Here is a 22,703-nt window from a genome sequence, read left to right as displayed (position 1 = left end):
GTTTTCCATAACAACCAATAAGCTCACTGCTAATCTTACAGACAAAAGTCTTAGATGCAGCTTTTATTTCTCATACAACGGATCCACGATTGCGCCCATGAACAGCAAGCTTCCCGTCTCGTTGTCGCGTATTACAAAGAAGAACGGACGATTCACTATCATGCTAAAGTTATCAACGGGCACAGACGTTATCCCCACCTCTACTGAAGTTGCTCCTGATGCTTCGGTACCTTGCTCATTAGTCTCTACAAAAGTCTTGTGCTTCACGCCGCTTATATATACATTAGCTCCTGGAGCAATTGGATGCATCTTGGCAAAATTGGCCCTTTCAGGGTCAAATGCCACCTCCATACCCAAAGCTTTCAATGCTTCGTTGAGTTCTACCTCATACTCCAGTTTAAATTTGGGTAGCCCAACTTCACCCTGAGTATTCGAGAACGAGTTCATCCACTCTTCCCACTTTTCAAGAGTTATGCCTCTGCAAAACTCACTTAGGTCAACACCCTCATCGGGCAGGAACACCACCATGCTAACACGTCCATTGCCGTATGGCAGGCTTACAGCCTGGAAGTTCTCCCCTTTGTAATATGGATATTTCTTTCCTGTCTGGAACATTATAGGATGAACTTTTTGAGTACCATTGTCCAGGGAAAACGGCTCCTCTCGCGTAAGAGCGGGGTCAAACTTATTCGTCCAGCCGCCTTTGAAATACAACACATTTATAAGAAACATTATGGTATCGGGAGATATGGTATCCCCGATAATCTTATCAATCTTACCCTTACTTTGTTTTTTCACCCAACCATTGATAATCTTTGAAGCATTGGGTGAATTAAAGTCCAGTTCCTGTACCTCGGCACCGTAAAACTTTTTATTGATGTTTAAAAAATCGTCATAAAAAGACATCCCCTTGCGTGCCCACAGCGAATTGGCTATAACCACTTGAACACCAGGGTCCGGATTTTGAAGAATAGTTTTTAGAGCCGCATAAGCCTTATTAAAATCCTCAATGTCAATTCCCTGTACTTCTAAAACCTTAGCCATGGCATCCTTTGTCTCCCCATCCGCTCCGTTATAAGTCATTGCCAGTGCCATACCAATGCTTGCAGGAGAAATAAACACGTTTTCACCAGGTTGTTGCTCAATGAGCTGGTTGAACAGTTTAAACGCAAATCTGGTATTTGCCTGTACCACCCGGTTATCCACCTCTTTGGCAGGAGGCGGCAGCTTAGAAATTCCAATAGAAGCGCCTTCAAATAACCCCGAATCGCCAAAGTACCTTCCAATTGAGCTGCAGGAAGTCATTATGAGCATCACAGTAATCAATAATATGCCCATAAAAAATTTGGCAAAACCTTTCATCAATCTCCCTCCTTACCAGTTTTATGTTCACTGTAATAGACGAAATATAGCTTAAAAAGTTGCATCCTTTTCCCTTTCTTAAAGAGCGAATAATAGGAAGTTGAATTGAAAATACTATGACTAGCAAATTCATGAAAGGAGTGTTGTGTGTGGCACAGCTTAATCAACTTGAACTTCAAAACTTGAGGCATCTAATAGGTGCCCATGAAACGGCATACCAGAAATTGCAGATGTACGCTCAGCAGGCCGATGACCCGCAAATCAGACAGATGTTCCAAAAATCGGCTCAGGATGCCCAAAAAGCCAAGCAACAGTTAATGTCATTATTAAGCTGAAGGAGGTTTAATCAATGAGAGAAAAAGATATGGTCAATGACGTGCTTTCCATGCTGAAAAGCAGCATAACCACCTATGCCAACGTAATTGCGGAAGCCGAAAATCCTCAGTTCAGACAAATGGTTCAACAACTTAGAAACAATTGCGAAGCCTTCCAGTACGACCTTTTCAACTTAGCTAAACAAAAGGGATATTATCAGCCGGCAAAACAGGCCAACCCTGCTGACATGCAAGAGATACGCTCTCAATTTATGATGAGCTGAACAAGCGTATGATTAATCGAGGAGGACTTGAAAGTCCTCCTTAAATTTATTAAAAATTTATGGGTTGACATCTCAAGACAAAAGGTTTAAAATGAATTTACACTAAGATGTGCCCGTAGCTCAGGTGGATAGAGTGTCTGACTACGAATCAGAAGGTCGGGGGTTCGAGTCCCTCCGGGCACGCCAAAACCCTGCAACATCAACGGTTGCAGGGTTTAACTTTTGGGGCTTTTTAATTCATATCAAACAAATTTACGTGCCATAGAATACATTAAGAGAGGCAGGGAAATTGTATGGAAGAATCAAAAAAAATCTACTGTTTTTTCATAATCTTTTACGCAATTTTATTTATGAGCAACGCAATATATGGCACTTTTTTACCCGTTTATCTAGATTATATTGGATACAGCAAGTCTTCAATAGGAGTACTCATGTCATTAGGACCTTTTATCGCTATAATAGCACAACCTTTTTGGGGAATTGTCAGCGACAGATCAAAATCCAAAAATCAAGTTTTAAAACTTTTGTTCATGGCAAGCATCCTAAGTATGATCCTGTATCCTTTATCCTCCAATTTTTATTATCTACTGTTTGTAATCGCAATTTTTACGTTTTTTCAGACCTCAATAGCCCCTATCAGCGATACCATTACTCTTGAATATTTGAGCGCTACCCGTCAAAAATTTGGTCCAATCAGGATGGCGGGAACAATAGGATTTGCCATAATGTCGATTATAGCCGGCTTCTTTGCCCAGAGATATATAAAAAGCATATTTATTCTGAATGTCCTGATTATGGGCTTAGCTTTTTTAACTGCTTTAAAACTTCCCATTATCCAAGGACATCAATTTGGCAAACAACATGTCTCTATCATAAAGCTGTTTTCTGACAAAAACTTGGTGACGTTAATGGTCCTAAATTTTCTTGTACAGGCAACACTTGGCTTTTATTACACCTATTTCCCTATCTACTTTAAACAACTAGGTGGAAGCAGTTCCCTACTTGGATGGGCATATTTTATATCCGCTATAAGCGAAATACCGTTTTTGCTGTATGCCGATAAAATACTTCAAAAAGTAGGAACCATAAAAGCACTGCTGTTTTCCACCTTTATAGCATCGGTTAGATGGTTTTTAATTTTCATTATTACAAACGCTTACATGTTCTTACCTCTGCAACTATTGCACGGTCTAATTTTCATCGTCCTATATTACTCAATGGCAATATATATTAACCAAGAGGTACCTAAAGAGCTCAAGACATCAGGGCAAACCATAAACAACCTAATAGGAATGGGGATTGCAAGAATTACCGGGAGTTTAGTTGGGGGATTTTTAAGCGATACCTATGGAATAAAAGACATGTTCCTCTATAATTCCATTCTAGCCTTTATAACTGTGTTAATCTTTGCATGCGTATTCTGTGCGATGAAAAGGCGCTCATCGTTTGAAAACACCCATAACAACCAAGGAAAGTTTTAAAAACTTCAAAAATAAAGAGCAAAAGGACCTCCCGTTACAGCAAGGAGGTCCCTCCTAACAACTTAATATTCTTCTTTTGCCTTGTTAAAACAATTTTGGCAATAACCGTCATAAATATCCGCACACTCATCGCATACATAGTTATTGCAACCAGGGCACTGTGCCACCAAATCTTCATCAGTTGGATAACCACACACCACACACTTTACCTTGCCAGGCATATGATTTTACCTCCTTGCTTACCAATTTTTTATATATTTTCTCAAATTAAGCTCAAAATATTCGCCTGGCAAAAAGTTAATACGTTCAAAAACAAAAGGGTGCAGCTTTACCGCTACACCCTTTTTCTATGGCGGAGAAGGAGGGATTTGAACCCTCGCGCCGGTTTTACCCGACCTACGCCCTTAGCAGGGGCGCCCCTTCGGCCTACTTGGGTACTTCTCCTCATCGAGATATGGCGGAGAGAGTGGGATTCGAACCCACGGCGCCTTTCGGCGTCACTGGTTTTCAAGACCAGCTCCTTAAACCGCTCGGACATCTCTCCGCTAGATAGTATAACAAAATAGCTGTTCTGTGTCAACCACGTTTTCCCGCTTGTCCCGCTTTTGCTTTTAATCAGCTTCTTCTACAATTATCACCTTGGCGCCGTCGCGACACCTTCCTTTTCCAGCCTTAGAGCCCATATCGTCATTTCTAAAAAATCGTTTAAAGAAATTATTTGCTAATCCTTTCAACTCCTCCCATATAGGGAATTAGCTTTTCTGGCACTATGACCGATCCATCTTCCTGCTGATAATTCTCCAAAATGGCTGCTAAGGTACGCCCTATGGCCAAACCCGAACCGTTTAAGGTATGCACATACTCAGCTTTATCCTGTGGGTTCATTCGGTATTTTATATTTGCCCTTCTAGCCTGGTAGTCTTCAAAATTGCTGCAAGATGAGACCTCCACATATCTACCATAGCTGGGCATCCATACCTCAAGGTCGTACTTCTTGGCCGCTGTAAAGCCTAAATCGGCAGTACACATGAGCACTACACGGTAAGGCAACCCCAAAAGCTGTAGTATCCTCTCTGCATCTGCCACCAGCTTTTCAAGTTCCTCATACGAATTCTCAGGCCTTACAAACTTGACCAGCTCTACTTTATTAAACTGATGTTGGCGTATCAAGCCCCGGGTGTCCCTACCCGCCGCCCCGGCTTCAGCTCTAAAGCATGCGCTGTAAGCTACATATTTAAGGGGCAGCATGTTGCCATCCAAAATCTCATCTCGGTGCATGTTGGTAACCGGTACTTCTGCTGTGGGAATAAGGAAATAATCGGTATCCACCACTTTAAAAGCATCCTCTTCAAACTTTGGTAGTTGGCCGGTCCCTATCATGCTTTTCCTGTGAACCATAAAAGGCGGAAATACTTCCACGTATCCGTGCTGCATCGTATGGATATCCAACATAAAATTTATTAAAGCCCTCTCAAGGCGAGCACCCATGCCTCGGTAAAAAGCAAAGCGGGACCCCGTTACCTTTGCCGCAGTTTTAAAGTCAAGTATGCCAAGCTCCTCTCCGATGTCCCAGTGAGCTTTGGGTTGAAAATCAAATTTCCTCGGCTCTCCCCAACGCCTCACCTCTACATTTTGTTCCTCAGAGTCGCCCACGGGTACCGAATCATGGGGAAGGTTTGGGATAGTAAGCAACACTTCTTCAAGCTGTTCCTCTATTTCCCTGATTTTAGCGTCGTATTCCTTTATGGTATCCGAAACCTGCCTCATTTCATTTATGATTTCGGTAACGTCCTTTTTTTCCCTCTTTAACCTGGCAATCTCTTCGCTTACCACATTTCTCCTGTTCTTCAGCCTCTCAACCTCGGCTATGTAAACCCTCCGTTTTTCGTCCAGCTCCAGGAACCTGTCCAGGTCCACGTCTTCCTTTTTAGTAGCCAGCTTTTGCCGTACCAAGTCAGGATTGCTCCTTATAAATTTGGGGTCCAGCACACTAACACCTCCTACAAGAATTATACTACATTTTTAACACCATGCAACCTTGTAAAACGTTTAAAATCTGCTTTAAAGGTCATTCTCGACTCAGAAGGTATCCCTTCTCCTTTAGAGCCGCTTCAATCCTATCCAGCACAGCAGGGTCATCAGCCTCAATGGTATGCAGATGCACCCCTTCTGTCAGCGAACACAAAGGCTCTGCCTTCTCCTTCCTCATGGCTTCCATAAAAGCACGCACATCGCTGGGTGACTTTATCATCAGCCTTGCCTTAAACTCGCCATATACAGCGTGCTCCACGCTAACATCAAGGACAGCTCCTCCCAGGTCTACTATGGTCATCAACTCATCCTCAATACCCTCATCAGAGTGTTTACAAGCTATAACACGCCGATAACGCCGAGGATAAAAGCCTTTAGGAATCATATATCCTTGAGGTGTAGCTATGACCTCTTCGCCCGTCGCTCTTAAAATAGCTATATCCTGGACAATGACCTGCCTGCTCACCCCTAACCGTCCAGCCAGATAAGCACCCGTCACAGGATGATTGCTCTCCTTTATTATTCTTAAAATTTCCTGCCGCCTTTCATCTGCTGTCATAACCTTTTACCCCCTATCTGTAAGCAAGCCTTTCCCTCACGTAAATAATTATACCATCTTTAACCCGGTTTTTGTGAAAAATTCCTCTTTCGTCCTTTTGTTTTTACACAACTTGCTCTATAGCATTTTTTTGAAACCAATGGAAATTTATACCGTATATCTCTCGCTATCTTTGCCATCTTTAAGACCATTTCCACCCATTTATAAAGCACTAATTTCGTTTAACATCCCTCTATCTAAAGAATAAAGCAGTAAAGTTTAAAACACAATAATATCTTGATACAGACCATGGGGGCGATCGCAATTGAGGCTTACACGTAAAATATCCACGCTAATCTATATTTTTATTTACTTCATGTTGGTGCAAAATATGGGAGCCATCATAGCCGGCCCAAATCCTGTGGAGCTGAAAGACATAAAACCCAGCGAAAAATCCAATTGGACATACCCTATCTCTGCTCCCATAACTTTACCCCCTATCAATATGGATGAAAACACCCGTACACGCCTTAAAAATTTTAGAGACGAAGCAGCAAAGTTGTGCCAACTGTACCCCGAAACTTTTATAAGCAGCCTTCCCATCCGGGAAAAAAAGATAGCGCTGACCTTTGACGACGGCCCCGACTCTCAGACTACCACAAAAGTCCTGGATATACTGCAATACCACAATATCAAAGCTACATTTTTTGTAATCGGCCAAAATGTGGACAAACATCGAGAAGTGATTTATCGTATCATCAAAAGCGGACATGAAATTGCCAATCACAGCTGGAGCCATATAAGGCCTACTTTCATATCCACCGAAGAACTCATAAATGAGATAGAGAAAACCTGCACCAAACTTCAGGAAACGGGAATAAACACCAGAGTATTCAGGCCACCATATGGATTGGTTACACCCCAGCAAATGGAGATGCTCAAAGCGTTGGGCTATAAAGCCGTTATCTGGTCAATAGACTCAATGGACTGGTATACCAGTGACCCCCAGGAAATCGTGCAATGCGTGGTCAAAAACGCCCATCCCGGAGCCATTATACTGATGCACTGCGCGGGTGGCCCCAACAACAGGCATGCAACCGTGGAAGCCCTCCCTTTAATAATCTCAGCGCTAAAAAAAGAGGGATATGAATTTGCGACGCTCGGCCAATTGTTATATTATTAACATATATTAAATAATGTTTCGCCTTTTCTTTGAAACATTGCACAATCTCTTGAAAGTTAATTGTAAACACCTTTCAAATTACAACAAAAGCTCAGCAGGTGTGCAAAATATTTGACCGTCAAAACTCCCCATTTGCATATTTTATTGCATAAAACACGTACCAGCATATCCAGCAAAAGAGGGGTTTAGCTCTGAAACTTTTATATAAAATTCTTGCAAATTCCATTGAAAAGCTTGCAATTTTTTTGATTTTGTATTACTATTATACTGGGAAAAAATTTTGGATAGTTTTAGTCACTGTAGGGCCTATTGAAAACTAGAGGAAAACAAAGAGGGCAACATTCCCTCTTAAATTTATTAAACAGCCAGCAAAAAACTGAAAGGTCTGCTTTTCAGCAGATAACCCATAATAGGATATGTAAATCATCCTGCCAAAATAAGGATAGTTTAGATTGCCAAATTTCTCACAATGCCACCACTTTCATAGGTGGTTGGCGTTTTACCAACCGAGCTAAGTAATAAATAAATAGAAAGGGGTTATAAGAAAATGACAAAACACAAGAAATTGCAGGAATGGGTAGATCAAATGGCCAAGCTATGCAAGCCTGACCGAATTTACTGGTGTGATGGATCAGAAGAGGAATATCAGCGCCTCCTCAACGAAATGGTAGCTTCCGGGATGGCAACTCCTCTAAATCCCCAAAAGAAACCTGGATGCTATCTTTTCAGAAGCCATCCATCGGATGTGGCCCGCGTTGAGGACAGAACCTTTATCGCTTCCAGAAGCAAGGAAGATGCTGGCCCTACCAACAATTGGATTGACCCTGAAGAGCTTAAGAAGACCATGACCGAACTTTATGACGGCTGCATGAGAGGAAGGACCATGTATGTCATTCCTTTCTCCATGGGGCCCATTGGGTCTCCTATTTCCAAGATAGGCGTAGAGCTGACCGACAGCCCTTACGTCGTAGTTAACATGCGTATAATGACCCGCATAGGCAAAAAGGTGCTTGAAGCATTGGGAGAAGATGGCGAGTTCGTGCCATGTCTGCACTCGGTAGGTGCACCGCTTGCCGAAGGCCAAAAAGATACCACATGGCCTTGCGCTCCCATGGAAAAGAAATACATCAGTCATTTCCCCGAGGAGAGAACGATCTGGTCGTATGGTTCAGGTTATGGCGGAAATGCCTTGCTGGGCAAGAAGTGCTTTGCCCTTCGCATAGCTTCGGTAATGGCACGCGATGAAGGTTGGTTAGCCGAACACATGCTTATACTGGCCATCACCAACCCCAAAGGTGAACGCAAATACATTGCTGCTGCTTTCCCAAGCGCCTGTGGTAAAACCAACCTGGCCATGATGGTTCCCACCCTCCCTGGGTGGAAGGTGGAAACTATAGGCGACGACATTGCCTGGATGAAGTTTGGCAAGGACGGCAGGCTGTATGCTATAAATCCCGAGGCAGGGTTTTTTGGCGTAGCTCCTGGTACTTCAATGCACTCCAACCCCAATGCTATGTTGACCATCGCTAAAAATACCATATTCACCAATACAGCATTGACCGATGACGGCGACGTGTGGTGGGAAGGCATTGGATATGATGCTCCAGGGCATCTCATCGACTGGAGAGGCAATGATTGGTATCCGGGTTCTGACACGCCAGCCGCACATCCAAATGCCCGTTTCACGGCACCTGCCAGCCAGTGTCCGTCAATTGCCCCCGAATGGGAAGACCCCAACGGAGTACCCATATCGGCTATACTGTTTGGCGGGCGCAGATCCACCACGGTACCACTGGTATACGAAAGCTTTGACTGGAACCACGGGGTATTCCTGGGATCAGTGATGGGTTCTGAAATCACCGCAGCCATTATATCAGACCAAATCGGTAAAGTGCGTCGCGATCCATTTGCAATGCGTCCCTTCTGCGGATACCATATATGCGATTACTTCCAGCATTGGCTCAATATCGGCAAAATGGCCGACCCCGAAAAGTTACCAAAGATATTTATGGTGAACTGGTTCCGCAAGGACAAAGACGGCAACTGGCTATGGCCCGGATTTGGCGAGAACAGCCGAGTAATCAAGTGGATTTTTGAGAGGGTATCTGGCGAAGGCAAAGCGGTTGAAACACCCATCGGCTACATGCCAACGCTTGATGCCATCGATACAACCGGGCTTGACATAAGCAACAGCGCTATGCAGGAGCTTCTGAAGGTTGATCGTGACGAGTGGCTGCAAGAAGTGGCATCCATTCGCGAATATTACGCCTCCTTCGGCAATAAGTTGCCCAAAGAGCTGGCACATCAGCTGGATGCGCTTGAAAAGCGGTTGCGCGAGTATAATGTTTAAAAAAGGACGGCCCTAACGGCCGTCCTTTTTCGTTCTTCTTAAGTTGAGCAAATAAACTCTACTTAAGCCATGCTCTGATAACAAAGAGCTTTCGTAACTATGTTTATTGTCACAGCTCGCCAGCATCAAACATCAACTGCTCGCCTTTTGTTTCAGACTCAAAATTAGGTTCAGGAGGCTTGGGGCCAAAAAACTGATAATAATATACCTTTATCCTGCCATTATATAGTTTTCTCTTACGATCAGCCTTGCGTCCAAAAAGGCGTTCAAAGCCTTCATACGGCGACAATATATACAGCGACCAGGTATCAAGGGGTTTGAAGACCTGACCCATTTGCCTGTACAATTTCTCTGCCTCTTGTCTGTCTCCCAGCCTCTCTCCATAAGGAGGATTTGTAATGATACAACCGTATTTTCTCTTAGTGCTAAATCTCTCAAAAGGCTGAGTATGAAAATCTATATAATCACCAACGCCTGCTAATTTTGCGTTGTGCCGCGCAATTTTTAAAACTTTACCATCGATGTCATAGCCCAGCAGTCTAAACCGCACATCGCGGCGTATAGCATCCTGGGCTTCTTCCCTGGCCTGTTTCCATACATCAGCAGGAATCCATGGCCAATTCTCGGAATCAAAAGTCCTATTAAGCCCTGGCGCCATATTGAGGCCTATCATGGCAGCTTCAATCAAAATAGTGCCCGAACCACAAAACGGATCCACCAGCAGCCTGTGGGGATTCCAAAAACTTAACTGTACCAGCGCCGCCGCCAAGGTTTCCCTCAGAGGTGCCTTACTTGCCAGCTGCCGATAACCGCGTTTGTGCAGGCCCGAACCGCTGGTATCTATAGCCAACGTAGCCACATCTTTTAAAAGCGCCACCTCTATGACAAACCTAGGCCCATCCTCCTCAAACCAGCTCTTCCGATACTTCATCTTAAGCCGCTCTACAATAGCCTTTTTCACTATAGCCTGGCAGTCAGGTACGCTAAACAGCTTGGATTTCACCGACTTGCCTATGACGGGGAAACACGCATTTTCGGGCAACACATCTTCCCAGGGCAGAGCTTTGGTCTGTTCAAACAGCTCTTCAAACGTCAGGGCAGGAAACTCTCCCATCTTTATGAACACCCTATCAGCCGACCTCAACCACAGGTTTGCACGGCTAATGCCCAATGCATCAGCCGTGAAGGTAACCTTACCGTTATTCACCCTGACATTTTCATAGCCCAGTGCTCTTACCTCCTGAGCTACAACAGCCTCTATCCCAAACGCAGCCGTTGCAATAACTTCAAACGTATCCATGTACCATTCTCTCCTGCATTTTGTCGCCAAATATGTCCCACAGTTCCACTCAACCATCTATAATTAATTTAACCAATTTGTACGATGTAAGTGCAGCAACTCTCCTCTCTCGGTTTAGCTGTTTTTATCGCTTCTATGGGTTCCACCTGAGTACAGGATTTCTCGCAGCCCTGGCTTCATCAAGCCGTCTAACAGGTGTACTATGAGGAGCGTCTTTTACCTTTTCAGGTTGCTCCTCTACTTCCCTAGCAACCTCAATTAAAGCATCGGCAAAGGCATCCAGGGTTTCCTTGCTCTCAGTTTCGGTAGGTTCGATCATCAACGCCTCCTTTACTATAAGCGGGAAGTACATGGTAGGCGGATGAAAGCCAAAATCCATGAGCCGTTTAGCAATGTCCAGAGCCGATACGCCCTTTTCCTTTTGCCTCTGAGCCGATATGACAAACTCATGCATACATCTCCGGTTGTAAGGTATGTGGTAGTATTCTTTTAACCGTTCCATGAGGTAATTGGCATTCAGCACTGCAGACTCGGCTACTTTCCTAAGCCCTTCTGCCCCTATGGACATGATGTAGGCATAAGCCTTAACTATTACACCAAAATTGCCGTAAAACGACTTCACTCGGCCTATGGAAAGCGGCCTGTCATAATCTAAATAATACATGCCATCTTTAAACTCCACCACCGGCACCGGCAGGAAAGGCTCAAGCTCCTTCTTGACGCCCACAGGCCCTGCACCCGGGCCACCACCACCGTGGGGTGTACTGAAGGTCTTGTGCAGGTTGAGATGCACCACGTCAAACCCCATATCACCCGGCCTGGCTACCCCCAAGATGGCATTCATGTTAGCGCCGTCATAGTAGAGTAAACCCCCGGCTTTATGGACAATATCGGCTATTTCAAGTATATTTTTTTCAAATAAGCCCAAAGTATTGGGATTGGTGAGCATAAGCCCTGCCGTGGTATCGTCTACCACAGCCTTGAGCTCCTCTAAATCCACCTCTCCCTTATCGTTGGATTTTACCTCCACTACATCGAATCCCACCATGGCAGCCGAAGCGGGGTTGGTGCCGTGAGCCGAATCAGGTACGATAATCTTATTCCGTTTAGCATCACCGCGATGTTGGTGATACGCCTTTATGACCATGAGGCCTGTCATTTCGCCATGTGCCCCTGCGGCAGGTTGAAGCGAAAACCTGTCCATGCCGGTAATCTCCGACAAAAGCCTATCCATCCTGTACAGTATTTCCAGGCATCCCTGAACTGTCTCATCCGGCTGAAGAGGATGCACCTGAGTAAAACCTACCAGAGAAGCCACATCCTCGTCAACCTTGGGATTATATTTCATGGTACAGGACCCTAAGGGATAAAAGCCCGAATCCACTCCGTAATTGAGCTGTGAAAGGCGGGTAAAATGCCGGACAACGTCAACCTCGCTCACTTCCGGCAGCATAGCATCTTCTTCCCTCAAGCACTCCTTAGGTACCATTTCTTCCAGCGCCAACTGCGGTACATCGCAATCGGGCAAAGAATAGGCTTTTCGCCCTGGCTTGCTTATCTCAAATAGTAGGGGCCTTCTTTTCACAACCTGCTCACCTCCCTGACAAGCGCATCGATTTCTTCCCTGGTCCTCTTCTCGGTCACAGCCAATAGCCAACCACCTTTAAGCTCCGGATAATCTTTCTCCACCGCATAACCGCCAATGATGCCGCGCTCCAGTAGCTCCCTATTCAACTCTTCCACCCCAACAGGGATTTTTACCAGAAATTCGTCAAAAAACGGCGCTGAAAATACCGGGCTGCAACCCGCATCCGAGGTCAGCTTTTCAAAAGCGTAATGCGCCTTTCTCACAGAGAGCAAAGCTACTTCCTTTAAGCCCTCTCTTCCCAGCACAGACAGATAGACGGTAGCCGCCAGAGCATTCAGAGCTTGATTGGAACATATATTGGATGTTGCCTTTTCCCTCCTGATGTGCTGCTCCCTGGTCTGAAGGGTGAGCACAAAAGCCCTGTTACCCAGTAAATCCACCGTTTGCCCCACAATCCTACCCGGCATCCTGCGCATCAACTTCTGGGTTGTGGCCATAAAGCCAAGATAAGGGCCACCAAAATTGAGAGGATTGCCAAGGGGCTGTCCCTCCCCCACCACAATATCAGCCCCGCAGTGTCCCGGCGGTTTAAGCACAGCCAATGAAATGGGATTTACGCTTACAACCAGCAAGCCACCAAAATGATGAGTCACTTCAGCAATTTCATCGAGAAGCTCTATGACCCCAAAAAAGTTGGGATTTTGCACCACAACCGCCGCTATATCATGAGTCATCAACTGTTTAAACTCCTCAATGTTCACCCTGCCATCGTCATAGCCTACCTCTTGCACCTTTATACCCCTAAACCTGCTGTAGGTGCCAACGACTTCTCTGCTTTGCGGATGAACAGATCTAGCAACCAGCACCTTTTCCCTGCCCGTGGCCTGGCAAGCCATGCACACCGCCTCTGCCAATGCCGAGGCACCATCATACATCGAGGCATTTGCCACATCCATACCCGTCAGCTCGCACACCATGGTTTGGTACTCAAAAATGGCCTGGAGCGTTCCCTGACTTATCTCGGGCTGATAGGGGGTATAGGCAGTATAAAACTCCTGGCGGGCCAGCACATGCTTTACCACGCTGGGGATATAGCGGTCATAGGCCCCTGCACCAAGAAAACACACATACTCATCAACTGTCTTATTTTTAGTTGCAATATCCCTCATGTGGCGCACCAGTTCCATTTCGGATAATGGCGTAGGCAAATCGAGATGACGTTCCAATCGCACCTCACACGGGATATCCTCATAAAGTTGTTCAATGCTATGTAGCCCCAACCTTTCAAGCATTTCCTGTCGGTCTTGACCAGTGCAGGGAATGTACCTTCCCATATTTTAAGCCTCCTCTTCGCAAAACCGCTCATAACCCTCGGCATCCATCAAAGCATCCAGCTCGCCTGGGTCCGACATTTCCAGCACCAAAATCCAATTCTCATATGGATCTTGGTTTATGAGCTCGGGAGAAGCCTCAAGGGCAGTATTTACTTCTACCACTATACCCGAAACCGGGGAATATACATCAGACGCAGCTTTTACAGATTCCACTACTGCCACGGCATCTCCCGCCTTGACATTGCGACCCACTTCCGGCAGGTCGATAAACACTATATCACCCAGTGAATCCTGAGCATAGTCAGTAATTCCGATTATGGCCTTATTTCCCTCCACCTTTACCCATTCGTGGTCCTTGGAATACTTCAAACCGTTTATAACTTTCACCTTTATCAAACCTCCTAATTTTTTGAAATAGCTACGTTTAGTTTTTCTATTGACCTTCTAGCTATCATAAATCAGCCATTTTGAAGGATACCCATCTATAACTTTACCACTTATATAAACGTTGAGCAACTTTTATTTTTTATATTGTTTTGCATAAAAAGGAATTTTAACCACTTTAGCCTTTAACGCTTTATTCCTCACCATTACATCCACCTGAAATCCCTCCTCTGCATATTGAATATCCAAGAGAGCCAAAGCTATGTTCTTTTTCAAGGTTGGCGAAAAGCTACCCGAGGTAATATATCCCACACTTCGTCCCTCCACTTGAACCCCATAGCCCTGGCGTGGGATCCCTTTGTCTACCATCTCCAACCCCACAAGGTTTCGTGAGATGCCTCTTTCCTTCTGTTTAACTAGCGCCTCACGCCCTATGAAGTCTGGTTTGTCAAGTTTGACAAACCTGTCCAATCCAGCCTCTAGTGGCGAGATATCGGGGGAAAGCTCATGCCCATAAAGCGGTAGTGCGGCTTCCAGGCGCAGCGTATCTCTGGCCCCCAGCCCTGCAGGCATTACACCAAATTCCTCCCCGGCATCCATAATGGCATCCCACACCTTGCAGGCACTATTCGCTGGTATGTATATCTCAAAGCCGTCTTCACCGGTATATCCTGTACGTGAAATCAATGCAGATACGCCAGCGATATTCATACCGTCCACAAATCTAAAAAATTTAATCTTATCAAGCGGGAAATCCACCAACTTTTGCAAAATATCCTGAGATTTTGGCCCTTGAAGAGCCAATTGCGCATACTGTTCAGATACGTCTTCGACCTCCACATCATGTAATTTATGAGTTGTTATCCACTCAACGTCCTTTTCAATGTTGGCAGCATTCACAACAAGCAAATACTGCTCAGCATCGCATTTGTAGACCAGCAGGTCATCCACCGTCCCACCATCGGGATAACACATGGGCGAATAGATAACTTGAAACTCGCGCATACCTGATATGTCATTAGTTATAAGCTTTTGAATGAATTCTGTGGCACCTCTACCCCTTATCATGACCTCCCCCATATGGGATACATCAAATAAGCCCGCCCGACGACGCACCGCTTCGTGCTCCTGCAAAATTCCTGTATACTGAAGGGGCATTATCCAGCCACCAAATTCAGTCATCTTGGCTCCTAGAGATATATGTTTTTCATAAAGCGGCGTCTTTTTCAACTTTAACATACCTCCTTAAAACACAAAAAATTGGCCGGCTTAGGGCTTTTTAGCTTTATTGTAGCACACAAACCTACTTACCCTTACATCTTTCTGCCATTCACATATCTAAACAAAACGAGACACAAGCCACGTGATACACAAAAAAATTAAAATTATGTATATCAAAGGCAAAGCTTTCTTAAAAACGCGTTTACAAAAGCGCAATGCGAGAAAAGGGTGATATGCTCGCAGTATATGGTACAATACTTCCCTGTACTCTCTGTTCTCAGGTGCCATGTTGACGGCCTGCTGAATGCTATCGTAAGCATCGGCATACAGCCCCTTCTCCCATAACACCATACCATTTAAATAATACCACTGCGCCGTCTTCAGCGGCAAAGCAGACAGCACTGATTCAGCCTCTTCAATCCTGCGCTGCAATATAAGGTGGCGTATATTCTGATATATGCTGGCCTCGGCATCATACGACCATAACTTTCGCCAGTCATTATTAGAATTATTTTTGCTGTTTTCTATTGCATCGTTTAAAGCCAAATCAAGCACATTTATCGGTTGAATTTCCTTCAAAAACCTACTCCTTACCATTATATTCAAATTGGCTTGATTTAAATCGCGTTGCTCAATGGCATCAGATTTCTGTGACGCTTCACCTTGGGCGTTTGCCCCCTTGGAGGCCGGAGACTTCCACGATAATGGTCCCTGCATTTTAACAATTTTCATCCCTGTACCCCCACATTTTCATTAAGTCCACCCATCTCCTATATCCTTATTCCGGATGCGCTTTCTTTTGCCTTTTACGCTTATACATTTCATACCTTCTCTTTCCTTCTTCAAAAGCCTTTCTCTCCTCTTCAGTTTCAAGGATCAGTCTCGGCACCTCCACAGGCCGCCCGTGTTCATCCAATGCAACCATGGTAAAAAAGGCTGTAAGTGCAGTTATGGGTGGCTGATCACTGCTTAAATCCTCTACCTCCACGCGTACAGCCACCTCCATGGAACTTCTCCCCACAAATACCAGCTGACCTTTACAGGTAACCAGCTGCCCCACAAGTATGGGCTGATAAAATTCCAGCTCATCCACCCGTGCTGTTACCACATTTCGCCTGCAGTGCTTTCTTGCCACCACATACGCTGTGTTATCCATCATCTTCATTATCTCACCGCCATGGATATTGCCAGCCGGGTTTGCCTGCTCCGGCAACACAATTTGGGACATAACAGTTTTTGAATATGAGACAGGTTTAGCCTCCAAAATCATCACCTCTGCATATCAGTTTATTTAATGCTCATCATAACAATTAGTTGTATCACGTTTATTTTAAACAGCGTTACCACACAACTCTGTGCACTGCAAAAAATTTAAAATATTGACTTCTTCTACTATGCTAAAGATTATATACCATGAAGACAAAAATTAAAACGGCTATTTTAACATCCATCATTGACACAGGCCCTTACAATGGTGTATCTTAAGGTTTGTATACATCAATCGCCCAAATAAATATTTCAAGCAACCAACGAAGACAAAACATAACCGTTAACTCACAGGGAAGGTGGAAAAATTGCAGGTTAAGTGGTTAAAAGGTACAGACGACCTTACAGATGCATACAATATACGCTTTAAGGTATTCGTAGAAGAGCAAAACGTTCCTTCTGACCTTGAAATAGACGACGTCGATGGCATCGCTCATCACATCGTAGTATATCAGGATGGCATTCCCGTAGGGACTGGCAGAGTATTTGAGCAGGACGGGCGATACTACCTAGGGCGAATCGCTGTTTTGAAGGAATACAGAAAGCAGCACATAGGTTCCCTCATAGTCAGGCTACTGCTTCAAAAAGCCTTTGAATGGGGTGCACAAGAAGTACACATCCACGCTCAGACCTCTGCGGTAAACTTTTATAAAAAATTAGGGTTCATCCCTTACGGTGAACCCTATGATGAAGCCGGAATTGAGCACATCAGCATGGTGGTTTATAAAGGTACACATGAAAAAGAAAACAAGATTTAAAATTACCTTACCAACTCCTCCGCCAACTTCTTTGCCAGCTTGACGGCACCGTTGGCATCTTCAGCATAACCATCGGCCCCTATTTCATCGGCAAACTGTTGTGTGACGGCCGCTCCACCCACCATAAACTTACACCTCAGCCCTTCCTTTTTGGCCAGCGCTATCACCTCTTTCATCTGAACCATGGTGGTGGTCATAAGTGCTGACAATCCAACGATCTGAGCGCCGGTCTCCTTTGCCTTCTCGATTATGACTTCAGCGCTTACATCTTTGCCAAGGTCAATGACTTCAAATCCGTGATTCCTCAGCATGAGCGCCACTATGTTCTTCCCTATGTCATGTATATCTCCCTTGACAGTGGCTAGTATCACCTTTACCTTTTTCTCCTTTGCATCAGCAGCCTCTTCTTCAAGCATGGGTTCAAGGTGCTCAAAGGCCTTTTTCATGGCCTCGGCGCTCATAAGCAGCTGTGGAAGGAAGTACTCTTTCCTCTCAAAAAGTTCCCCCACATGAGTTATGGCGGGTATAAGATATTCATCCATCAAAGTCCGCGGAGCTATGCCTTGCGCTAAAGCGCTCTCAACTACGGATACAATGCCGTGATGGTCACCATTGACTACGGCATCAAAAACCCGCTGTGCAGTTTTTTCTTTGGTTGAAACGTCGTCCACACCGTCAACATCATCTTTTTTGCTATCCATACCTTCTACCTTCCCCAATGATGTATCTCTCGCTGCATCTTCAGCGGTATAGACAGCGCTATCATCAGCTCCCTGTTTAATAGCCTTTTTATCTACTCTGATACCTTTATCACCGCTTACGGCAGCACCGTCTATAGCAGCATCGTCATGATAGTGCGTCATGCTCTTCTCTGCTTTCTGCTCTACCGATTTCCCCATTCCTGAGTCGGCATCTTTCGCCTTTATCCGGCTATCACCTTGTTGCTTGCCAGCTTGTGTAAAATACTTTATATACCTCTGGCTGTACAAGTCCCTACCCAATAGCACTTCAGAGGCCATTTTAATGTTCATCACCGTCTGGCTCAAGGGATTGACTATGGCCATGGTAAGCCCTTTGCTCATAGCCATGGCCAAAAAAGCCGCATTGAGCCAAGCTCGCTCGGGCAACCCAAATGAGACGTTGGACAGGCCAATTATGGTGTTATACCCAAAGCTGTTACTACACCAGTCTATTAAATTTAACGTCTCAACTGCCTGCTTCTGATTAGATGAAACCGCCATCACCAGCCCGTCGACTACTATGTCCTCCTTTTGATACCCCATCATTGCAGCACGCTCAAATACCTCCTGTACCACCTTTTGCCTCTCATGAGCTGTCAGTGGTACACCTTCATCGGTAAGCGGCAGAAGTATGAACATGGCACCGTATTTGGCCGCAATGGGCAATAGCTTCTCTATCTTCTCCTTCTCAAGGGATATGGAGTTGACAAGGGCCCTCCCCGGATAGATTCTAAGTCCTCGCTCAAGCGCTTCAATATTGGAAGAATCCAAGCACAGCGGAACGTCCACAGCTGATACCAGGGTATTTATGACATCCACTATTGCACTTGGCTCGTCAATGCCCGGCATACCTACATTTATGTCCAGCATATCGGCCCCTTTTTCAACCTGTTCTACTGCAAGCTGGCGGACATACCCATAGCTTTTCTGCTTCAAAGCCTCCTGAAGCAGCGGCTTGCCTGTGGGATTAATCCTCTCGCCCACCACGACAAATGGGTTGCCCGCTCCAATGAATACCGTCTTTCTGGCTGATGTAACTGCCGAACCCTGAGGTTTTGACGGAAGCAGTGGCTTTATATCCTTTACATTTTTTACAATCTCTGCCACATACTCAGCCGAAGTACCGCAGCATCCGCCTATCAAGTTGGCCCCTGACTGTGCCAACAGTCTGGCATATCGTCCAAACTCCTCAGGCCCCATGTCAAACACCGTCATGCCATTCACCAGCTTTGGCAGCCCCGCATTGGGCTTTGCCAGCAACGGCACTTTAGCATAGGGCCTCATTTGCTCTATAATGCTCACCATCTTATCGGGGCCGGTGGAACAGTTACACCCCACCACATCCGCCCCCAAGCTTTGGAGGGTGATGAGCGCCGTCACCGGGTCAGTACCGGTCAGCGTCCTCTCCCCTTCCTCAAACGTCATGGTGACCCACACTGGAAGGTCGCAGCTTTCCTTCACTGCCAATAAAGCCGCCCTTGCCTCCTGGATATCAGTCATAGTCTCTATAACAAACAGGTCAACTCCACCTTCAAGCAATCCCCTTACCTGTTCATTGTAAATCTCTACCGCTTCCTCAAACGAAAGGTCGCCCAGAGGATAAATGTACCTCCCCGTGCTGGATATATCTCCAGCCACAAGGGCGTGCTGACCGGCAGCCTGTTTAGCAAGTTTTGCTAGTTGACAGTTTATTTTAAACACCCTATCTCCTACACCGAAGTATTCCAGCTTTATGCGGTTGGCCCCAAACGTAGCCGTATATATGACACGGGCACCGGCTTTTACGTAACCTTGCTGTATATCCAACAAGACATCAGGGTGCTCCAACGCCCACAGTTCTGGACATACCCCAGGCGGCATCCCCTTTTTCTGAAGCTCGGTACCCATAGCCCCGTCCAACACTACTATACTTTTATCCATCAGCTGCTTTAAAGTCGCCCACTTCACTCGCATCCAACCCTTTCAATCCAAATTTTGATCCTATTCGGCTAAGCTTTAACCTCCGCCACTACTGATTGGTCAGCAAGCTCTACATCGACTTTTTTTCATAACGGCAGCCTATCACAACACAACCATTTTTGCTATACTTATAACTTTTATCTCCGTCTGATATACAAACTAGCACTTCCTATTATCTACAGGCTTCTTAAAGTAAGCTCTCCTTTAGGATCCTGACCACCATATTCACCCTGTTAAAAGGCGTTATCAGGTACAACCCATCCACGTGTTGCTTCACATTATTTATCAGCTCAACCGCTATTTCAATGCCCACCTCTTCAGCTTCCTGCCTGCTCATATCCGGCCTGAAGCGCTCAATATAACGGGAAGGTATGGATATCCCTGGTATTTCGTTGTTTAAAAAGAGAGCATTTTTATAACTTACAATGGGCATAATGCCTCCCAAAATTTTCACCTTTTCGGTGGCTTTGAGCCTAGAGAGATATTCTATGACTTCAGAATCAAAGATAGGCTGTGTCAGAAAAAATCTTGCTCCATTTTCCACCTTGCGCCACATCCTAGCTATCTCGGCATCTTTGTTTTGAACATTGAGATTCAACGCTCCCCCTACTATATAAGGGTCTTGACCGAAAAGCTCGCTGTTCATCTCTTGTATGAGGGCCATAAGTTTAAACGAATTCAAATCAAACACGCTTTTTACAGAACTCTTTTCGGCCTCCGGTATGGGATCGCCGGTCACAACCAACAAATTGCGTATACCTTCCGCATATCCTCCAAGCAGCAACGATTTCAGGCCAATTAGATTATGGTCCCTGCAGCACAGATGGGGTATTACTTCTATGCCTATTTCCCGCTTTATCTTGGCAGCTAGCATCATAGAATTCAGGCGAGGCCTAGCCAGCGGCGAATCGGCCACGGTAACGGCAGCGACGCCGTTCTGCTTTAAAATCATCGCACCCTCCATGACCTTTTCTACGTTGACATCAAAAGGTGGGTCAAGCTCCACCACAACCGGAAATTTCCCCTCAACAACCTTAGGATAAAAATCATTTTTGTGCACAGCAATATGCCAAACTTTACGTACAAATGTAGGTTCCCTGCGCTCTTTGCCAGTAAACTCAGCCAGCTTGTCCCGCAGTTTGCTTATATGTAATGGAATCGTACCGCAGCAGCCACCCAATATTTTTACGCCCAGTCTGGCTACATCCATCATAACGTTTGAAAAGTATTCGGGATTGCGGGTATACACTGTTCTTTGGTGAACAATCTCGGGATAGCCGGCATTGGGCATGGCTGACACTACGTCCCCAGAAAAATCAAAAGCCTTTATATTGTGATAAAGATGTGCAGGCCCGACACCACAGTTAAAACCATAGGCATCTATGTACGGTATGGTCTTTACCTCTTTAATGACCCTGGAAATGCTTATGCCTTTCCTAGTATAGCCATCAACCGTTGTAGCAAACTGAACCAAAACAAAGGCCTGATTGTTTTTGCTCTTTATATACTGGGTAACCTCACGCAAATAATCGGTGCTACTCAATGTTTCCAATACAAATATATCGGCTCCTGCTTCAATAAAGGTATCTACTATGAAGCAATATTCATCCAATACAAGCTCGGGGACTACTTCTTTTTTGTCGAAGGTCATCTCGGGTAGAGGCCCTATATCTGCGGCAATAAACACCTCTCTACCCCGGGTAGCTTGCAGCGCAATCTCGTATCCCCTAGTTATGATGCGTTTTAACCTTTCTCTTGAAACATCCAACGTCAAGGTATTGGCAGAGAAAGTATTGGTTCGTATAAGCCTTGCCCCTGCCTGGATATATTCCTCATGGATAGCCCGTATGACCCCCGGTTCGTCCTCATTGGCCAATTCTGAAAAAGCGACGTCCTTGCCGGTTATCTGGGAATAATACGTACCCATGGCGCCATCTGCCAATAGAATATTGTTCTCCATGTATTCCTTTATTGTCATCATTCAATGCTCCTTTTGGTCATTATATCCCCTCAGCATCATTTTATTTATCCATTTTACTCAAACATTACAATAAATACAAGCAAAAAAATCGTTATCCATCAGCCAGCATTCAGACCAGGGATACTCAGGATCGTGAACAAGACATCATCCGACTCCAAATTCATCTTTAACCCATATTCAATCAAACCCTCTATAATCTTGTTGCTTACATCTTTTGGCAAACTCACCTTAAACCACTTATTATTGTAATTTACTGTTTCGTAGTGCAAAAGCCCTTCTGTTACCTCCTCTGAGGTCAAACTATCTATCTCCTGGAAATCCCCTATACAAGCTACCACCAACAGAGTATTCAAACCGCCATCCGAGGCGAGAAAATAAAAGATATAAGGATGTCTATCTATTAACCCTTTAACCCATTTCCTTATAGAAGGCACCTTGTATATCTCTTCAAGGCTTTCTGGATACCCTTCAAAATTCAGAATTAATTTGCTCTTTAAAACATCCTCTTTTTCCTCCGCTTGCTTTATAAACGAATCTACAGCACTGTAATCCAACCTTTCAACCTCATCCCTGGATATGATCAAACTGGTCACTTCGTCATGCAAAGGCGCCATCTTTGATACTCATCT

At 45.1% G+C, this 22,703-nt stretch carries 20 protein-coding genes and 3 tRNA genes; 7 read left to right on the top strand and 16 right to left on the bottom strand.

The annotated features are described in order from the left end of the window. Nucleotides 1–63: 63 nt before the first annotated feature. A complete protein-coding gene (locus tag JOD02_RS08700; protein WP_243426423.1) occupies nt 64–1,362 on the bottom strand; it encodes a serpin family protein in 1,299 nt (432 codons plus the stop codon). Between the two features lie 149 nt (nt 1,363–1,511). Between JOD02_RS08700 and JOD02_RS08695 the strand changes: the two genes are divergently transcribed. The 4 genes from JOD02_RS08695 to JOD02_RS08680 all read left to right on the top strand — a co-directional run bounded on the left by JOD02_RS08695 (nt 1,512) and on the right by JOD02_RS08680 (nt 3,441). Next, a complete protein-coding gene (locus JOD02_RS08695; protein ID WP_092282172.1) occupies nt 1,512–1,697 on the top strand; it encodes a hypothetical protein in 186 nt (61 codons plus the stop codon). A gap of 14 nt (nt 1,698–1,711) precedes the next feature. Then, the gene (locus tag JOD02_RS08690) at nt 1,712–1,960 is read left to right on the top strand and encodes a spore coat protein (RefSeq protein WP_204488785.1); all 249 of its coding nucleotides are present in this window, start codon (nt 1,712–1,714) and stop codon (nt 1,958–1,960) included. A 109-nt stretch (nt 1,961–2,069) separates the two neighbouring features. Beyond that, a tRNA-Arg gene (locus tag JOD02_RS08685) sits at nt 2,070–2,146 on the top strand. A 107-nt stretch (nt 2,147–2,253) separates the two neighbouring features. Then, nucleotides 2,254–3,441, top strand: coding sequence for an MFS transporter (locus JOD02_RS08680; protein ID WP_204488783.1), 1,188 nt, complete (start codon nt 2,254–2,256; stop codon nt 3,439–3,441). Between the two features lie 62 nt (nt 3,442–3,503). Here JOD02_RS08680 and JOD02_RS08675 read toward each other — a convergent pair whose 3' ends face one another. The 5 genes from JOD02_RS08675 to JOD02_RS08655 all read right to left on the bottom strand — a co-directional run bounded on the left by JOD02_RS08675 (nt 3,504) and on the right by JOD02_RS08655 (nt 6,031). Further along, a complete protein-coding gene (locus JOD02_RS08675) occupies nt 3,504–3,662 on the bottom strand; it encodes a hypothetical protein (RefSeq protein ID WP_204488781.1) in 159 nt (52 codons plus the stop codon). Nucleotides 3,663–3,791: 129 nt separating this feature from the next. Continuing rightward, nucleotides 3,792–3,885 (bottom strand) — tRNA-Ser (locus JOD02_RS08670). Nucleotides 3,886–3,896: 11 nt separating this feature from the next. Further along, a tRNA-Ser gene (locus JOD02_RS08665) sits at nt 3,897–3,985 on the bottom strand. A 170-nt stretch (nt 3,986–4,155) separates the two neighbouring features. Then, entirely contained in the window at nt 4,156–5,430 is a 1,275-nt protein-coding gene (serS, locus tag JOD02_RS08660; protein WP_204488780.1) for a serine--tRNA ligase, read from the bottom strand. Nucleotides 5,431–5,509: 79 nt separating this feature from the next. Then, nucleotides 5,510–6,031 (bottom strand): transcription repressor NadR, encoded by a 522-nt coding sequence (locus tag JOD02_RS08655; RefSeq protein ID WP_204488778.1) that lies wholly within the window; start codon nt 6,029–6,031, stop codon nt 5,510–5,512. Nucleotides 6,032–6,335: 304 nt separating this feature from the next. On the opposite strand from JOD02_RS08655, the gene JOD02_RS08650 reads away from it, so the two are divergent. Continuing rightward, nucleotides 6,336–7,193 (top strand): polysaccharide deacetylase family protein, encoded by an 858-nt coding sequence (locus JOD02_RS08650; RefSeq protein WP_204488776.1) that lies wholly within the window; start codon nt 6,336–6,338, stop codon nt 7,191–7,193. A gap of 547 nt (nt 7,194–7,740) precedes the next feature. Further along, nucleotides 7,741–9,543 carry a phosphoenolpyruvate carboxykinase (GTP) gene (locus JOD02_RS08645; RefSeq protein ID WP_204488775.1) on the top strand — a complete coding sequence of 601 codons (1,803 nt, stop codon included), beginning with the start codon at nt 7,741–7,743 and terminating at the stop codon, nt 9,541–9,543. Nucleotides 9,544–9,652: 109 nt separating this feature from the next. On the opposite strand, the gene JOD02_RS08640 is transcribed toward JOD02_RS08645, so the two are convergent. The 7 genes from JOD02_RS08640 to JOD02_RS08610 all read right to left on the bottom strand — a co-directional run bounded on the left by JOD02_RS08640 (nt 9,653) and on the right by JOD02_RS08610 (nt 16,640). Continuing rightward, nucleotides 9,653–10,843, bottom strand: coding sequence for a THUMP domain-containing class I SAM-dependent RNA methyltransferase (locus JOD02_RS08640; RefSeq protein WP_204488773.1), 1,191 nt, complete (start codon nt 10,841–10,843; stop codon nt 9,653–9,655). A 133-nt stretch (nt 10,844–10,976) separates the two neighbouring features. Beyond that, on the bottom strand, nt 10,977–12,428 hold the full coding sequence (gene gcvPB / locus JOD02_RS08635) for an aminomethyl-transferring glycine dehydrogenase subunit GcvPB (protein WP_204488771.1): 1,452 nt from the start codon (nt 12,426–12,428) through the stop codon (nt 10,977–10,979). Further along, nucleotides 12,425–13,765: an aminomethyl-transferring glycine dehydrogenase subunit GcvPA gene (gene gcvPA, locus JOD02_RS08630; RefSeq protein ID WP_204488769.1), complete on the bottom strand. Its 1,341-nt coding sequence runs from the start codon at nt 13,763–13,765 to the stop codon at nt 12,425–12,427. Before gcvPA ends, gcvPB begins: the two co-directional genes overlap by 4 nt. A 3-nt stretch (nt 13,766–13,768) precedes the next feature. Further along, nucleotides 13,769–14,152 (bottom strand): glycine cleavage system protein GcvH, encoded by a 384-nt coding sequence (gene gcvH, locus JOD02_RS08625; RefSeq protein ID WP_204488767.1) that lies wholly within the window; start codon nt 14,150–14,152, stop codon nt 13,769–13,771. Between the two features lie 132 nt (nt 14,153–14,284). Then, nucleotides 14,285–15,388 (bottom strand): glycine cleavage system aminomethyltransferase GcvT, encoded by a 1,104-nt coding sequence (gene gcvT, locus JOD02_RS08620; protein WP_204488765.1) that lies wholly within the window; start codon nt 15,386–15,388, stop codon nt 14,285–14,287. 99 nt (nt 15,389–15,487) lie between these two features. Beyond that, nucleotides 15,488–16,102, bottom strand: a complete 615-nt coding sequence (locus tag JOD02_RS08615; RefSeq protein ID WP_204488763.1) for a hypothetical protein — start codon at nt 16,100–16,102, stop codon at nt 15,488–15,490. Nucleotides 16,103–16,148: 46 nt separating this feature from the next. Then, nucleotides 16,149–16,640, bottom strand: coding sequence for an acyl-CoA thioesterase (locus JOD02_RS08610; RefSeq protein WP_204488956.1), 492 nt, complete (start codon nt 16,638–16,640; stop codon nt 16,149–16,151). 304 nt (nt 16,641–16,944) lie between these two features. On the opposite strand from JOD02_RS08610, the gene JOD02_RS08605 reads away from it, so the two are divergent. Then, nucleotides 16,945–17,394: a GNAT family N-acetyltransferase gene (locus JOD02_RS08605; protein ID WP_204488761.1), complete on the top strand. Its 450-nt coding sequence runs from the start codon at nt 16,945–16,947 to the stop codon at nt 17,392–17,394. 2 nt (nt 17,395–17,396) lie between these two features. Here JOD02_RS08605 and JOD02_RS08600 read toward each other — a convergent pair whose 3' ends face one another. From JOD02_RS08600 to JOD02_RS08590, 3 genes are all read right to left on the bottom strand, one after another. Further along, nucleotides 17,397–20,054, bottom strand: coding sequence for a homocysteine S-methyltransferase family protein (locus JOD02_RS08600; RefSeq protein WP_243426446.1), 2,658 nt, complete (start codon nt 20,052–20,054; stop codon nt 17,397–17,399). 226 nt (nt 20,055–20,280) lie between these two features. Continuing rightward, nucleotides 20,281–22,074 (bottom strand): bifunctional homocysteine S-methyltransferase/methylenetetrahydrofolate reductase, encoded by a 1,794-nt coding sequence (locus JOD02_RS08595; protein ID WP_204488759.1) that lies wholly within the window; start codon nt 22,072–22,074, stop codon nt 20,281–20,283. A 98-nt stretch (nt 22,075–22,172) separates the two neighbouring features. Next, on the bottom strand, nt 22,173–22,688 hold the full coding sequence (locus JOD02_RS08590) for a hypothetical protein (protein WP_204488757.1): 516 nt from the start codon (nt 22,686–22,688) through the stop codon (nt 22,173–22,175). Between the last annotated feature and the right edge of the window lie 15 nt (nt 22,689–22,703).

It is taken from the genome of Caldicoprobacter guelmensis (assembly GCF_016908415.1).
Taxonomy (GTDB): Bacteria; Bacillota; Clostridia; order Caldicoprobacterales; family Caldicoprobacteraceae; genus Caldicoprobacter; species Caldicoprobacter guelmensis.
The sequence above is the reverse complement of the archived record's forward strand: the minus strand, read 5'-3'. Positions and strand labels throughout refer to the sequence as shown.